The following is a 16,017-nucleotide window of genomic DNA, read 5'->3' as shown; positions in this document are numbered from 1 at the left end:
AAGGTTGCGTTCTTTCAATTAAATAGTGGCTTAGAAACCCAAGCTCTCAAGCAAATCGTCAACTTGCCCTTGATTGGTAACCACATCCGTGCGGCCTTCTGGATTGATAACGGGGCCATTGAGTAAGGAGGCATCGTCATCTACTTTTACACCATCGTGCCGAACGACGGTGCCTTGCGGAGAGAACATCAGCAAGAAGTCCATGAGATGAGCTTCCATTTGCTTGGACATATCCAGTACTTTTTTGATCACTTGCCCAGTGAGATCTTGGAAATCTTGAGCCATCATGATTTCTAACATCTTACTGCTCACTTGATCTGAGCCTGTTACGGTATCGCTCAAGTGTGTTCTGGTCTTTTCAACCAAGGCTTTAAATTCATCAACAGATAGCTGGTTAGCTAAAAGCTTATCCCATTGCGTACCGAGTGCTTTTGCATCATCACTGATTTTATCTTGGATGGGTTTAGCAGCATCAAGGGCATTGAGGGTTCGATCTGCCGCTTGCTCGGTTAAGGTCGCAATATAAGATAGCCGGTCACGCGCATCGGGGATGTCGGTTGCAGCTTTTTCTAGTGATTTATCTAAGCCAAGTTCTTTAAGGGTGTCGTGCAATTTTCGTGTTAGCTGCCCAATGTGTGAAAACATAGCGCGAGCAGGATCGTTCATTTCTTCAGCAGTAAGTGCGACCGGATGACTACTTGCTGCCAGTGGGCTAACTTCAGCCGGGGCTGGTGCAGGTGCTGCCGGTTCACTATCCTGAGAGGAATGAACGATACTATCGAATAGCGCTTCTAGGTCTGCGGAATCTCCGCTATTTAGGGCATGATCGTTCACAGTCGCCTCCTGTGCGTCTGTCAGGTTCTTGTTCTACTTGCTCATATTGGCGAAAACTTTTTTCAGTTTTTCATCCAATGTGGCAGCTGTGAATGGTTTTACGATGTAGCCATTTGCGCCAGCGGTAGCCGCTTCAATAATGTTTTCTTTTTTTGCCTCGGCTGTCACCATCATGACGGGCAAGTGCTTGAGCTGAGCATCGGCGCGGATTGCACGTAGCAGCTCAATGCCAGTCATATTAGGCATATTCCAATCGGTAACCACAAATTCGAAAGAGCCATTTTTTAGCTTATGCAAAGCAACTTGGCCATCTTCTGCCTCGTCAACGTTGGAGAAGCCAAGTTCTTTCAAAAGGTTACGAACAATACGGCGCATTGTGGAAAAATCATCCACCACTAAAATACGCAGGTTGCTATCTGCCATATGCTACTCCATGTCGTTTACACTCTTTGTAAACGGCTTGTTTTTATAAAACCGATCTCAACCAACCAGCAGAGGGGTGATTGTGTCGGCTAGAATGACGGGGTCGAATTTTGCCACATAAGCGTCGACACCAACGCTGCTTCCCATCGCCCTGTTCGCATTTGAAGATAAAGATGAATGCATCACAATAGGAATACCTTGGAAGCGAGAGTCAGACTTAATATGCTTAGTTAATACATAGCCGTCCATCTCTGGCATTTCAGCATCTACTAAAATCATTTTGAGTTTGTCGCGCAGTCGTTCACCGTCATGTGTGGCACGATTCGCCAAGTTTTGCAGCTTATCCCATGCTTCACGGCCATTATTAGCTTGGTGATACTTCACGCCAATTTTATCAAGCACGCTAATAATTTCTTTACGGGCAACCATTGAATCATCCACAAAAAACATAAATGTTTCAGGGTTAATCGCCGCTTTTTGTAAATCTGGAATAATAGGTTCGCCAATCACACTGGCTAGGATTTGTTCTACATCTAATATCGATACAAGTTTGCCATCAGGCAATTCGGTCAGGGCCGTAATGAGCTGTTGATTGCCCGCGAGCATGGTTTCTGGCGCACGAACCTTATCCCAATCAACGCGAATAATACGATCCACTTCATGAACAAGGAAGGCTTGGGTATGCTTTGAAAACTCAGTCACAATCATCGTGCTGGTGGCTTCTGCCGAAGGCGTTTCTTGTGTAGCTACAAATTTGGCTAGTGCAATAACGGGGATGATATTACCACGCAAAGAAAGTACGCCTTCAACACCTAAGGGCATATTTGGGGTCTTGGTAATTTTTGGTGTTTGAGATACTTCGCGAACTTTAAAAACATTGATACCAAATATTTCACGCGTTCCTAGGGTAAACAGCAGGATTTCCATTTTATTGGAACCAGCCAGCTTGGTTCGCGCATCAATGCTTTCAAGTAAATTGGTCGAATTACTGGACATAAATCACCTCTGCTGTTGTTCTTGACGCTTTATTCTTTAAGTAGAAAATTGGCAATTGCTTCAGATAGTCGATGTGCCTCAAATTTGGCAACATAACCATCTACACCAACGGATTGTCCCAGTTTTTGATTGGAGGCTCCTGATAATGACGAATGCATTAGCACTGGAATACCCGCAAAGCGTGGGTCACTCTTAATTAATTTGGTGAGCATATAGCCATCCATTTCTGGCATTTCTACGTCGGTGAGCACCAAATGAACCATGTCTCTTACTAATTTGCCTTGCAAATCTGCAGATTGCGCAATGCGCTGCAATTCATCCCAAGCACGTTTGCCATTAATGGTAGAAATATGTTTGATATGCATCGCGTCTAAAGTCATTTCGATTTGACGGCGAGCAACCACTGAATCATCTGCAATAAAAACTGTTTTAGTGGTGAGGCTAATGTCTTGAATTAAGGTTTCTGGATCGATTTTGTCTGAGCCAGGTACCGATTCAGCCAGCACCTTTTCTACATCCATCATCATCACAAGTTTATTATTTTCAAGCTCTGTTACCGCAACAACTAAGCCCCCCATTTGTGACATGAGCATATCGGGTGGAACACGCATTTGAGACCAATCGAGTCGCAAAATAGTATCAACCGCTTCAACTAAAAAGCCTTGCGTGTGGCCATTGTATTCAGAAACAATCATGATCTCTGGGCGCGTTGTGGTTGCAATGCCAGCGTAACGCGCTAAATCAATGACCGGAACCAATGTGCCGCGCAAACTCACCATGCCTTCGATGGATGGGGGCATATCTGGCGCTTTAGTGATTTCCGGCGTTCGCATGACTTCACGCACTTTGAATACGTTGATTGCAAAGTTCTCTCGTCGGCCAGAGCGCTCATCTTGCCCGAGAGTAAATAAAAGAATCTCTAGCTTGTTAGTACCAGCCAGTTTTGTTCGAGCGTCAATATTTTTTAATAAGTCAGACACAGAAATAGCTCCAGGCTGCGTTTAAGTATTCTTAACCGACGGTGTTGGGATGGAACATTTAGGAAGCAGCTGTACAAACACTAAAAGATGCAATTATAGCCGTAAGACCCGAACTATTTTAACTTTCACTAATATTTAAATTATCTTGGCTTCCAAAATAATGTGGATCATTGTTTTGGGCTGCTGTCTAGTCACTTTATAATGTAAAAAAGAAAAAGCAACAAGGAAGGTGTTATATGGACAATCTTGGTATTGACCCCCGTGAGTTGGAAAGTGCTTTTTCGCTTTTTACAGAAGCTTCAAATCAGCTTAGCTTGGCTTACGCAGATTTACAGCAGCAAGTGGTTTCTTTAGCCGATCAATTGGAAATTGCGAATGGAAATTTGCGTCGCGAGTTAGATGAAAAGGCTGCGTTGTCACGGCGGCTCTCTTTACTGTTGGAGCGTTTGCCTGGCGGAGTGGTGGAATTAAATGAGCAAGGGGTAGTGGTTGAGTTTAATCCTGCCGCAGGTTTAATGATGAAAGCGCTAAGGCTAGGTGCCGTTTGGCAGCAGTATATTACTGAGCATTTACAAGCCAGTAATGGCCCTGATCTTTGGCTGTCGCAGGCAGAAAATGGGGAGCGGCGCATCAGCATTATGGTGAACGATATGCCAAATGAGCATGGCAAAATCATGTTGATCCATGATGTGAGTGATATGTGGGAATTGCAGCGTGCATTAACCCAACACAAACGCTTAGCGGTAATGGGGGAGATGGCAGCAGGGCTAGCTCATCAACTACGCACCCCGCTTGCTACCGCATTACTTTATTCGGCGCACTTAGCTAAGCCAGAATTAAACGAGAGTGATCGGCAAAAATTTGGGCAAAAAAACTTAGCTCGCTTAAGGCATTTAGAAGTTTTAATTCAAAATATGTTGAGTTTTGTGCGTGGACAAGACGTGCCAATGGAAGCGGTAGAGCTGTTGGATCTACTCAATGAAGCACAGCAAATGATGCTGCCTCAGCTCAATAGTCATCAAATGAGCTGCATACTCAAGGTGTTACCTGGTGCTGACGCGCTGGTCGTCAGCGCGAACCGCAAGGAACTCTTGGGTTGTGTCACTAATCTGATGGACAACGCCATGCTCGCATCCAAACAGGGAGATATCATTCAATTATCGCTTACAATAAGCGAAGGAATGGCGGAAGTTTGCGTTGAAGATCAAGGTTGCGGAATGTCTTTAGAGGTGCAAGAACGCTTGTTTGAGCCTTTTTTTACCACCAAAAAAGACGGTACAGGCCTTGGTTTGGCGATTGTGAGTAACCTTCTGACTCGCTTAGGAGGGGAGATTGGCGTAAATTCTAACCTTGGAACCGGTAGTTCGTTTACGATACGGTTGCCAGTTCTGTATTGCCCTACTAAGGTATGAAAGCAAGAGGTGGTTTTTTTCTTTCGCCCATCTTGTGTTCTTCATAGTGATTTTAAACTTATAATCTTTCATGAAATTGAGGTTTGTATGACACCAACTGTGCAGATCGAAGGGGACGTGGGTCGAGTGGTTCTCTCCGGGCAGTTCGATTTCAGCGCTCACCGAGAGTTTCGCCAGGTATGTGAAACGCTTATCAGCAATCCAAGCATCAAAGAAGTGCTGGTTGATTTTCAAAATGTAAATTATTTAGACAGCTCCGCATTAGGCATGTTGCTATTGCTGAAAGAAAAAATCGGTGCCGCTAGTAAAAATTTAGCTTTGGTTAATTGCAGAGACTCGGTCAGGCAAGTGTTAGAAATAGCCTGTTTTGGTAAGATTTTCACCATACGCTAAAAGCTTACTATGAAAATTCTAGTCGTTGACGATACTGAATCAGTACTTTTACTTATTTCACGCTTTGTGGAGGCCTTAGGCCATAAGGCTATTCAGGCACACAACGGCTTAGAGGCCTTAGAAACGTGGCGTTTAGAACGACCTGATCTGGTGCTGATGGATATGATGATGCCGGTCATGTCAGGGCTAGATGCTGCGATTGCCATTAAACATGAGGCTAATGAAACGTGGGTGCCCATTGTTTTTGTAACCGGTGTGGGCGAAGAAAACAAATTAGCCGAGGCAATTGAGCAAGGGGCTGATGATTATATTAATAAACCGGTAAATTTCCGTGTTTTAGAAGCCAAATTAAAAGCATTTAGCCGCACTTTGGAATTAAATCGTAAAGTCCGTGAGCAATCGCTTAAATTAGCGGATTACTACGATAGAGCAGAAGAAGAGAAGCGTGTAGTTAGCCATTTAATGGAGCAAATGGTTAATGCAGAATTACTGTATGACCCTCAGTTTGAATATTACCTCTCTCCAGCCGAAAGTCTTTCTGGTGATTTGATTGCCGCTGCGCGTACCCCAGGGCAGGCACTTTATTTAATGCTTGCTGATGGTATTGGTCATGGTTTAACTGCTGCACTCAATGTATTGCCATTAACTCAGCCATTTTACACGATGACTGAAAAGGGCTATACGATCTCAGATATTCTTATCGAGATGAATAATAAGGTAAGGCAGGTTTTACCTATAGGCCGTTTTGTCGCCTTGGTCTTGATTTCAATTGATGAATCGGCGGGTTGTATTGAAGTTTGGAATGGAGGCATGCCATCTGTGCATGTACTCGATCCAAGTGGTGCAGTTAAACATACATGGAAATCATCTCATTTACCGTTGGGTATTGTTCCTACCCATGCCATGGATTTAATGACTGACCGTTATTACTTTGATGAGCCTGCTTGCTTGGCCGCTTACTCGGATGGATTAATTGAAGCGCGGCATTCAGTAAAAGGGGACTATGGCTTAGAGCGTTTATTAAGCGTACTCGCTGAAGTTCCTGCCACAGAAAGACTGGCTCATGCCCAAAAAGATTTAGCCCTCTTCTTAGAGGGCGAGGCACATCATGATGATATCTCCTTGGTATTGGCTTATTTTGGCGACAAGGAAAGAGCTGGTTCTAATTCTGCAGAGCGTATTTTTCATAGCAATGAAGTAGTTAATATATCTACCTTGGCAGCTTTAGGTGAAAGTGCTTGGCGCTACAGCGTTGCCTTGGGTGTGGATGAAATTAGGCATATTAATACCGTGCCTTTTATGATGAATTTTATTGGTGGGGTACGCTCACTTGTATTTAGCCAATCTGATGTTTTTTTGATTTTAACTGAGCTATTTGTTAATGCTTTAGATCATGGTGTACTTGGTTTAAATTCTTCAATGAAACGCGGTATTGATGGCATGGAGCAATATTTGTGCGAGCGCGCCAATCGCCTAGAGCAACTTACCGAAGGTAGAATTGAAATTGATTTAACGGGATTACATTACGAAGGCAAAGACGTTTTAAGAATTCGAGTTAAAGACAGTGGCCATGGTTTTGATTGGGCACAATTAAATGTTAAAACGGATGCACTTGCTCATCAGTTTGCCTTTGGTCGGGGGATTGCATTGGTTAGATCCCTTTGTGCGTCTGCGCAATACCATGGTACGGGCAATGAAGTAGTTGCTTATTATATTCCTCGTACAGAGGCTGCTTAAGCCTCTGCGATTGCCTATTCATTGATATCTGCATCTCCATTTATTTATAGTCATTCTTGATCTAGGATATGTATAGCTTTTTTAAATTAAAAAAAAGCTATACATAACTTATCTGCATTATTTTATCCCTCATCTATTATTCCTGTTTCAATTTTAGCTATATAAGCTATCTTTATGAGTGTGAAGCGGCGAGGAGATTTCTCGTTGATGCTGCGTACTGATTTTGAGGTTTTCTTATGCTAAAAAAGAACCTGTCTATTTTATTTTGTTTTGCATTTTTCGTAAGTTTTCTATTGTTTTTTATCATGTGGCTGAATGCTTCAGCATGGCTCTTACTTATCTGTGGGCTTCTGGCTGCTTGGTGTCCTATTCTTGTTTTACTATTTTTAAATAAAGAGGAGGGTGTTGATCTAGGTGCCTCTCAATTTACTGATTTATTACATATGGGCGGCTCTTTGCAGGCTCAATCGGATATGTCTTTATTTTCAGTAGCACAATTGCAACTGGCGGATGATGAAGTAAAACGCGCCGTTGAAATATTTGCTGATGCGGTCCCTGCCTTACTAAATGGTTTTGTTGAAATTGCTGATCAGTCCCGTTTACAAAAAGAAATGGCGGAATCTTTGTTTTTACATGCAAATAAGGATCAAGGGGGGGGCTTTGAAAATTTTGTTACTGAAACATCGAGTATTTTAAGCACATTTGTAGAAAGTATTGTTTCTAATTCTTACACTGCGATGGGATTGGTTGATCAAATGGAGCAGGTAGGAAAAGTAGTAGAAGAAGTATTAGGCGTATTAAATGAAATTGAATCAATTGCTAAGCAAACTAACTTACTGGCTTTAAATGCGGCTATTGAGGCAGCAAGAGCTGGGGAAGCAGGACGTGGGTTTGCCGTTGTTGCTGATGAAGTAAGAGCACTTTCAATGCGTACCAATCATTTTAGCCGGCAAATTCGGGTAAATATTAAGCAAATTCATGAATCTGTTTCTATTGCAGATGAGGCGATTATGCGCTTGGCTTCGCAAGATATGAGTAAATCAATGCAATCAAAGGTGCAAGTTGAAGCAACCATGTCTAAGATTGGTGAGATGAATAAAAATATTGAATCGGTGGTGAGTGAATTAGCTGTAATAGCCGCACAAGTGGAGCTTGGTGTGGCTAATGCCGTGCGAGGCTTACAATTTCAGGATTTGGTTAATCAACTTTTATTACACGCAAAAGGCCGTGTGGTGGCTCAGGTGGAAATACAAGAAGCATTGGCATTAATTTATGGCTATATTGCAAATCATAAAAACCCAATGCTGGCATGGAAAGAAAAAGTAGTTGAATTTCAAGCTTTGGGTGAGCGCTCAGTGCACGTGGCAGATTCAATGCATAAAAATCCTGTGGCGCAAGGCAGTATGAGTAGTGGCGATATAGATTTATTTTAACTACTTTAGTTTACATACCATCTGACATTTTTTATTACTATCCTTTGAGCATATGCAAAACGTGATTTGGAGCAAATATTAAATGTTTAAAACTTTATATGCTTGGGGGCAATATGGCTAAAAAGATTCTGACCGTCGATGATTCTGCATCCATTCGGCAGATGGTGGTGTTTACGCTTAAAAGCGCGGGCTATGACGTTGTTGAAGCCAGTGATGGTAATTTGGGCGTACAGCAGGCTAAAAAAATACAAGTTGATTTGATTCTTACTGATCAAAACATGCCAGGGATGGATGGGCTCACCTTAATTAAAACCCTTAGAGCCACGCCACAATATAAATCGACTCCGATGCTGATGCTTACTACAGAGTCAAGCGATGCAATGAAAATGCAAGGGAAAACGGCAGGAGCAACAGGTTGGCTCGTTAAACCCTTTGACCCTCAAAAATTACTTGAAGTGGTACGCAAAGTGATTGGCTAGCCATTAGCCAGGCTTTTGGCAGAAGGAGGGGGTATGGCGATTGATATGAGCCAGTTTATTGCAGTGTTCTTTGATGAAGCTGCAGAACATCTGGCAACAATGGAATCCATTTTACTTAAGCTCAGCTTGGATGATCCTGATAGCGAAGATTTAAATGCTATTTTTCGGGCGGCACATTCAATTAAGGGGGGGGCTGCTACCTTTGGGTTTACTGATTTAGCGGCGGTAACCCATATCCTAGAAAACTTGCTAGATCGGATTCGTAAAAACGAACTTGATCTTCGCGCAGATATGATTGACGTGTTTTTGCGAAGTGGCGATGTACTGCAGAATATATTGTCCTCGCATCGTGATGGGGGCAGTGCAGATTTAGAAGCGGCTAAAGAAATCACCACGCTACTAGAGAAATTTGCCAATGAGTCATCGGCCGAGCCTTGTATACAAATTATTATTGCCGCAGGTGCAAGCTTTGATGAAGAGGCCGTTAAAAGGGCCTTAATGGGCTATGGCACACTCTCTGGCTGTGTTCAGGGAGGGGAGCATAGTAATTGGATTTATGAATTGCTTACCGCGGATTCTGCTCAAGAAGTTTTAGATACGCTGGCCTTTGCTGTTGAGCCTACTCGGATCACGATGGGTGGCGGCGCAGCTGAGGTGGTATCGGATAAGTTGAGTGATGGTGATGGCTACGGCTTTTTTACCGAGGATGAGCCTGCAGCCTCTGCGATGGAAGGAGGTGATGGTTATGGTTTCTTCACCGCTGATGCCCCAGCGGTTACGGCTCAAGATGGTGAGGGGTATGGGTTTTTTACAGAAATCACCCCCCAACCTGCAGCCCCGCCCGCCGAGGCCGCTACCGTTACAGATGGTGCTGGTTATGGTTTTTTTGAGCCTAGACCTAAAGTATTAAGTGCTGCTGATGGCACTAAAGTGGCTAAAGCAGAAGTGCCAGAGCTTAGTAAGGTTAAAGCGGCTGCCACTTCTTCAAAGCCAACGGCTGTAGCGGCAGATACGTCTATTCGTGTGAGTGTAGAGAAGGTCGATCAATTATTGAATCTGGTCGGTGAATTAGTCATTACTCAATCGATGTTGGTTCAAACCGCACTTAATCTTGATCCCGTTATTCATGAAAATATGCTTTCTGGTGTTGGGCAGTTAGAGCGCAATACACGGGAATTACAAGAATCGGTGATGTCGATTCGCATGATGCCTATTTCTTTTGTTTTTAGTCGTTTCCCTCGATTGGTTCGTGATTTAGCTGGAAAACTAAATAAAAAAATTGAATTAAAGCTTATTGGTGAAAGTACTGAATTAGATAAAGGGTTTATTGAGAAGCTATCCGATCCTTTAACGCACTTAGTTAGAAACAGTCTTGATCATGGCATTGAATTACCGGATGAGCGGGTGGCCAAAGGAAAATCCCCAACGGGGACTCTCACACTGCGTGCATTTCATCAAGGCGGCAATATTGTGATTGAGGTGGCTGATGATGGTGCGGGGCTTAATCGCGAGCGTATTTTAGCTAAAGCGCGTGAGCGTGATATTGCTGTGCATGATGGGATGACGGATGGAGAAGTCTGGTTACTTATTTTTGAAGCAGGCTTTTCAACTGCAGCGCAAGTGACTGATGTTTCGGGGCGTGGTGTGGGTATGGATGTAGTGCGCCGGAATATTCAATCGATGGGGGGCCGGATTGAAATTAGCTCAATGTATGGTATTGGCTCAACCATGAGTATTCGACTGCCATTAACGTTGGCAATTTTGGATGGAATGTCTATATCGGTAGGGGATGAAATTTACCTTATCCCATTGGCGTTTATTATTGAATCATTACAGCCTAGGCACGATGAAGTAAAAACAATGGCGGGTAAAGGGCGGGTGATAAATGTACGTGGCGAATATCTACCGCTTATTGCTTTGCATGAAATATTTAATGTTCCCCCTAAAGTCACTGAATTTCATGAAGGCTTGGTGATTATATTAGAAGCAGAAGGGGAAAAAGTGGCGATGTTTGTTGATGATTTATTGGGCCAGCATCAAGTCGTCGTAAAAAATCTAGAAACCAATTATCGCAAAGTTCCAGGGGTGGCAGGTGCGACAATTATGGGGGATGGTCATGTTGCATTTATTTTAGATGTGGCGCAGCTGGTCCATATTAGTCAGGGTGTTTCTCGGGCAATTGCTTGAGTCTTGCTATTTTTATTTATTTAAAAAGGACTGGAGATGGATATTGGTCAAGATCAAGATGCCGCTCGTGAGATTCTCGTTTTTGCACTGGGCAGCGAGGAATACGGTATCGATATTTTAAAAGTGCAGGAAATTCGTGGCTACGATGCGGTGACCAGTATCGCTAATGTGCCTGCTTTTATTAAAGGGGTAATTAATCTGCGCGGCAATATTGTTCCTATTGTCGATCTTAGGATTAAATTTGGTCTAGGCAATGTGATGTATGACCATTTTACGGTAGTGATTATTTTGAATGTAGCTAATCGCACTGTGGGCATTGTGGTTGATGGTGTTTCAGATGTTTTAACTTTGGCGGCTAATCACGTTAAGCCAGCCCCTGAATTTGGCGCGGTGCTGGATACCGCCTACATTCAAGGACTGGGTACTTTAGAAGAGCGAATGATTATCCTTGTTGATATTGAAAAGTTAATGACAAGTAATGATATGTCATTAGTTGATCATGTTGCCATTCCCGCTTAATCAATGATTCGAGGATAATATGATGTTCAATCTATTTTCAGATCCTGCTAAAGAAGAAGCTACTAAAAGGCAGATTATTAGCTTACAAGATGAAGTTCAAGAGTTTAAGGCAAGGGCAATGAAGGCCGAATTAGCTTTTGATCCCGCTAAAGAAGAAGCCAATAAAAAGCTGATTTTAAGCCTGCAAGAAGAAATGCAGGAGCTAAAAGGCAAAAATAATGCAATTGATAAATCACAAGCGGTGATTGAGTTTGATCTAACCGGCAGAATACTGACGGCAAATGATAATTTCCTCACCTGTTTGGGTTATCGCCTTAATGAAATTAAAGATCAGCACCATAGTATGTTTGTTGATCCTGTTCAGCGGCAGTCAGGCGAATATATCGCCTTCTGGGATAAGCTTAGACGTGGTGAGTTTGATAGCGGAACTTATAAACGTGTTGGCCAGGGGGGGAAAGAAATCTGGATACAAGCCAGTTATAATCCCATCTTTGATAGCAATGGCAAACCGTATAAAGTGGTTAAATTTGCCACCGATGTAACAGAGGAAATTAATCAGGCCAATGAATTAAAAGCCAAAGATTCTGCAGTAGGCAAAGCGCAAGCCGTTATTGAATTTGATTTAAATGGCAAGATTTTGACTGCCAATGATAATTTCTTGAGTGCGCTAGGTTATCGGCTTAATGAAATTAAAGATCAGCACCATAGTATGTTTGTTGATCCGGTTTATCGCCAGTCGCAAGAGTATTCTGCTTTCTGGGATAAATTAAGAAGGGGAGAGTTTGATGCAGCTATTTATCCACGTATTACTAAAAGTGGTAAAAAAATATGGATACAGGCCAGCTATAACCCTTTATTTGATGTGAATGGTAAACCTTATAAAGTTGTGAAATATGCTTCAGATATGACTGAGGCAGTAGAAAGCGCAAATTTGCAGTCTGCATTGGATGTGGCTTCCACCAATGTGATGATGGCAGATGAAAACTTTAATATTATTTACACCAATGAATCGATGGAAAAAATGCTGATTAATGCAGAATCAGCGATTCGTAAAGATGTGCCGCAGTTTACTGCCTCAAAAGTATTGGGTAGTAATATTGATATCTTTCATAAAAACCCCTCTTTTCAGCGCAATATGCTGGCGGGTTTGCAGGCCCCGCATGAGGCTCAGCTGGTGCTGGGCGGGCGTACTTTCCGGCTGCTGGTGACGCCCGTGTTCTCTAAAACCAAATTAAGGTTGGGTACCGTGGTTGAGTGGCAAGACCGCACAGATGAGCTGGCTGCAAGCAATAAGGCTGGGCAGCTGGCTGCTGAAAATGCCCGCATTAAGGCCGCACTAGATGGGTGCACGACCAATGTCATGATTGCAAATAATGAACGTGAAATTATTTACATGAATAAATCGGTCACTAGCATGCTCAATATTGCACAAAACGAGCTGCGCAAAGCATTGCCACAGTTTGATGTAAATAAGCTTATTGGTCAGAATGTCGATATTTTTCATAAAAACCCAGCGCATCAGCGTGATATGTTGGCTAATTTACGTAGCACTTATTCAACTGAAATTTTAGTGGGTGGGCGTACGTTTAAATTAGTGGCTAATCCGGTTTACGATGATACTGGTATTCGCCAGGGCACGGTGGTTGAGTGGCTTGATCGCACTACTGAAGTGGCTGTAGAAGTTGAAATAGCCGATATTGTAGAAGCGGCAGCCGTGAATGGGGATTTCTCTAAACGGGCTAAATTAGAAGGTAAAGAAGGCTTTACCTTGGGATTATGCCAAGGTATTAATCAATTAATGATTTCAAATGAAAAAGGCCTCGCCGATGTGGTTCGGGTATTGGGTGCTTTGGCGCGGGGCGATTTATCTGAAACAATTAATGATGATTATCGTGGCACGCTTGGGCAGCTTAAGGATGATTGCAATTTAACCGGCGAGCGCTTGTCTGAAATTGTGATGCAGATTAAAGATTCGGTAGGGTTAATTAATACGGCTTCGCAAGAAATTGCTGCTGGTAATAACAATCTATCTAGCCGAACAGAGCAACAAGCGGCCAGCTTAGAAGAAACGGCCTCTAGTATGGAAGAGCTAACCGGCACCGTAAAACAAAATGCTGAAAACGCCAAACAAGCAAATCAATTGGCGATTGGCGCTTCGGATATTGCCGTGAAGGGGGGCGGGGTCGTTGAGCAAGTGGTTTCTACCATGAGCGAGATTAACAATAGTGCTAAGAAAATTGTCGATATTATCTCGGTCATTGACGGCATTGCCTTCCAAACCAATATTTTGGCATTGAATGCTGCCGTAGAAGCGGCAAGGGCGGGTGAGCAGGGTCGAGGCTTTGCTGTGGTGGCAAGCGAGGTGCGTAATTTAGCGCAGCGTTCTGCAGCAGCAGCAAAAGAAATCAAAACCTTGATTGGCGATTCGGTCTTGAAAGTTGAGCTAGGTTCTCGCTTGGTGGATGATGCGGGCCGCACCATGCAAGAAGTGGTTTCTGCGGTGAAACGCGTCACCGATATTATGAGCGAGATTTCTGCCGCCAGCGCAGAGCAAAGCTCAGGTATCGAGCAAGTCAATCAGGCTGTGGTGCAAATGGATGAAAACACCCAGCAAAATGCAGCCTTGGTGGAAGAGGCCGCCGCCGCCGCCGAAAGCTTAGAAGAGCAAGCGGGTAGCCTTGCGGATGCGATTGCGGTCTTCAAACTAGGTGCTTCGTATCAACACGCAGAGGTAGCTGCCAAGCGCTTGCCTGCACCACGCAGTGTGCCAGCAGCAGCTCGGCCTGCAATTGCTGCTCCGCGAGCACCCGCAGCTGCCGCTTCAAAATCGTTAAGCACTGGTAAAAAACTCCCAAGCCCTACCGCTGATGATGGTGATTGGGAAGAGTTTTAAGTAAAAAAACAAGATAAAGGAGTCGCTTTCATATAATAAATGCGGCTCCTTTTTTTGTTTAGCTTATGCGATATTTATAAATAGTCATTCCCTGCATCAATCACTTCATTGGGCGAGCCTATTCGGCAACTAGCCGTAGGGTGGTTTTATATACAGTTGGCTTTTAAGCGCCAATGCAAGTTGGATTTGATGCTGTGGATATCCTTCCCGCGATGATGATAAGTTGGCCAATATGACAAATGCGCGTGAGCAAGATTTTGTTTTTACTGATGCTGATTTTCGCCGTGTTGTCGATCTTATCTATGCACGAGCGGGTATTCGTTTAAATGATAGCAAGCAGTCGATGGTATATAGCCGCTTGGCTCGGCGCCTAAGAGCTTTAGATTTAGAGCGATTTAGTGATTATTTGAATTTTTTAGAAAAAGATCCTAAAAATGAAGAGTGGCAGCACTTTACCAATTCCTTAACCACTAATTTGACTTTCTTTTTTAGAGAAAAACACCACTTTGAAATGCTGACGGAACAATTGCAGCATTTGCATGGCCCCGTCCGTATTTGGTGCTCCGCATCCAGTACTGGCGAGGAGCCCTATTCTTTGGCCATGACCGCTATTGAAGCTTATGGAAGCTTGAAGCCTGATGTAGAAATCATTGCTTCTGATTTAGATACTCAGGTATTAACTAAGGCAAAAAATGGTATTTATTCAATGGATAAGTTGGATAAAGTATCCAGTGAGAGGTGTAAAATATTTTTTTTAAAAGGTCGAGGCGAAAATACAGGGCAGGCCAGAATAAGGCGTGAATTGCGGGAGATGATTGAATTTAAACAAATTAATTTATTGGCTAATTCATGGCCATTAACGCCATATTTTGATGCTATTTTTTGCCGTAATGTAATGATTTATTTTGATCAACCTACTCAACGCGTCATGCTAGAGAAAATGGGCCGATTATTAAAGCCCAATGGATTACTTTATGTTGGCCACTCAGAAAACCTACATCATATGTCCGAATGGTTTCATTCCTGCGGAAAAACAGTGTATCGCTTAACGGATAAGGCCATTCAAGAGTGGGGGGCTCATCGATGAGTAAATCATATGAGGAGGTGCTCGCCCCAACACTTTATTTTGATAAAAGTTTTGATATTGATGCCGCAAAACTACTACCTGGTGAGTACTATGTTACTGGGCAAAATATGCTGTTAGTGACGGTATTGGGCTCCTGTGTGGCTGCCTGTATTCGGGATAGAAAAACTGGTGTGGGGGGCATGAATCACTTTATGCTGCCTGAGGCCGCCGATGAGGCCACCGCCATGGCGGGTTTATCGACTCGTTATGGCACTTATGCAATGGAAATGCTGATTAATCAAATTATGAAAATGGGCGGCTCTCGTGCCTCTTTAGAGGCGAAAGTATTTGGTGGTGGGAATGTATTAAAAGGTTTTACTGTTGTTAATGTTGGGCAAAAAAATGTGGATTTTGTGAGGTCGTTTTTAAATTTAGAAAGAATCCCTATTGTGGGAGAAGATTTACTGGATATTTATCCAAGAAAAGTTTATTTTTTTCCCCAAACAGGGCGTGTTTTAATTAAAAAGCTCAAAGCTGTACATAATAATACCATTATTGATAGGGAAAAGGATTACCGCACTAGGATCAAAGATGTTAAACAAGGCGGTGATATTGAATTGTTCTAGATATAAAAATGAGATCATTTTAATATTCAGCTAAATATA

14 protein-coding genes are annotated in these 16,017 nt (G+C 43.0%); 10 read left to right on the top strand and 4 right to left on the bottom strand.

Translation table 11 applies throughout. The features are described from left to right. Positions 1-30: 30 nt before the first annotated feature. From cheZ to R6242_RS07945, 4 genes are read right to left on the bottom strand one after another with little or no spacing between them, the layout of a single operon-like run. Entirely contained in the window at positions 31-834 is an 804-nt protein-coding gene (cheZ, locus tag R6242_RS07960; RefSeq protein WP_318425828.1) for a protein phosphatase CheZ, read from the bottom strand. A 33-nt stretch (positions 835-867) separates the two neighbouring features. Beyond that, on the bottom strand, positions 868-1,257 hold the full coding sequence (cheY, locus tag R6242_RS07955; protein ID WP_046351200.1) for a chemotaxis response regulator CheY: 390 nt from the start codon (positions 1,255-1,257) through the stop codon (positions 868-870). 57 nt (positions 1,258-1,314) lie between these two features. After that, positions 1,315-2,253 carry a chemotaxis protein gene (locus R6242_RS07950; protein ID WP_293935228.1) on the bottom strand — a complete coding sequence of 313 codons (939 nt, stop codon included), beginning with the start codon at positions 2,251-2,253 and terminating at the stop codon, positions 1,315-1,317. A gap of 29 nt (positions 2,254-2,282) precedes the next feature. Continuing rightward, the gene (locus R6242_RS07945; protein ID WP_293935225.1) at positions 2,283-3,233 is read right to left on the bottom strand and encodes a chemotaxis protein; all 951 of its coding nucleotides are present in this window, start codon (positions 3,231-3,233) and stop codon (positions 2,283-2,285) included. Between the two features lie 236 nt (positions 3,234-3,469). On the opposite strand from R6242_RS07945, the gene R6242_RS07940 reads away from it, so the two are divergent. From R6242_RS07940 to cheD, 10 genes are all read left to right on the top strand, one after another. Continuing rightward, positions 3,470-4,645: a HAMP domain-containing sensor histidine kinase gene (locus R6242_RS07940; protein ID WP_318425821.1), complete on the top strand. Its 1,176-nt coding sequence runs from the start codon at positions 3,470-3,472 to the stop codon at positions 4,643-4,645. 87 nt (positions 4,646-4,732) lie between these two features. Beyond that, positions 4,733-5,038, top strand: a complete 306-nt coding sequence (locus R6242_RS07935; RefSeq protein WP_293935221.1) for an STAS domain-containing protein — start codon at positions 4,733-4,735, stop codon at positions 5,036-5,038. Between the two features lie 9 nt (positions 5,039-5,047). Continuing rightward, the gene (locus tag R6242_RS07930) at positions 5,048-6,775 is read left to right on the top strand and encodes a fused response regulator/phosphatase (protein ID WP_293935219.1); all 1,728 of its coding nucleotides are present in this window, start codon (positions 5,048-5,050) and stop codon (positions 6,773-6,775) included. Between the two features lie 236 nt (positions 6,776-7,011). Next, positions 7,012-8,208 (top strand): methyl-accepting chemotaxis protein, encoded by a 1,197-nt coding sequence (locus R6242_RS07925; RefSeq protein ID WP_318425818.1) that lies wholly within the window; start codon positions 7,012-7,014, stop codon positions 8,206-8,208. A 113-nt stretch (positions 8,209-8,321) separates the two neighbouring features. Next, a complete protein-coding gene (locus R6242_RS07920; protein ID WP_318425816.1) occupies positions 8,322-8,687 on the top strand; it encodes a response regulator in 366 nt (121 codons plus the stop codon). A 33-nt stretch (positions 8,688-8,720) separates the two neighbouring features. Beyond that, positions 8,721-10,874, top strand: coding sequence for a chemotaxis protein CheW (locus R6242_RS07915; RefSeq protein WP_318425814.1), 2,154 nt, complete (start codon positions 8,721-8,723; stop codon positions 10,872-10,874). Between the two features lie 36 nt (positions 10,875-10,910). Continuing rightward, positions 10,911-11,393, top strand: a complete 483-nt coding sequence (locus tag R6242_RS07910; RefSeq protein ID WP_293935213.1) for a chemotaxis protein CheW — start codon at positions 10,911-10,913, stop codon at positions 11,391-11,393. Positions 11,394-11,412: 19 nt separating this feature from the next. Beyond that, on the top strand, positions 11,413-14,286 hold the full coding sequence (locus R6242_RS07905; protein ID WP_318425810.1) for a methyl-accepting chemotaxis protein: 2,874 nt from the start codon (positions 11,413-11,415) through the stop codon (positions 14,284-14,286). A gap of 232 nt (positions 14,287-14,518) precedes the next feature. Then, complete coding sequence (locus tag R6242_RS07900) at positions 14,519-15,373, top strand: CheR family methyltransferase (RefSeq protein ID WP_318425808.1); 855 nt, start codon at positions 14,519-14,521, stop codon at positions 15,371-15,373. Next, entirely contained in the window at positions 15,370-15,978 is a 609-nt protein-coding gene (gene cheD / locus R6242_RS07895; RefSeq protein ID WP_293935205.1) for a chemoreceptor glutamine deamidase CheD, read from the top strand. Before R6242_RS07900 ends, cheD begins: the two co-directional genes overlap by 4 nt. The last annotated feature ends 39 nt before the right edge of the window (positions 15,979-16,017 follow it).

Source organism: Iodobacter sp. CM08, from assembly GCF_033446605.1.
GTDB lineage: Bacteria > Pseudomonadota > Gammaproteobacteria > Burkholderiales > Chitinibacteraceae > Iodobacter.
This window is presented reverse-complemented; position numbering and strand designations above follow the sequence as displayed.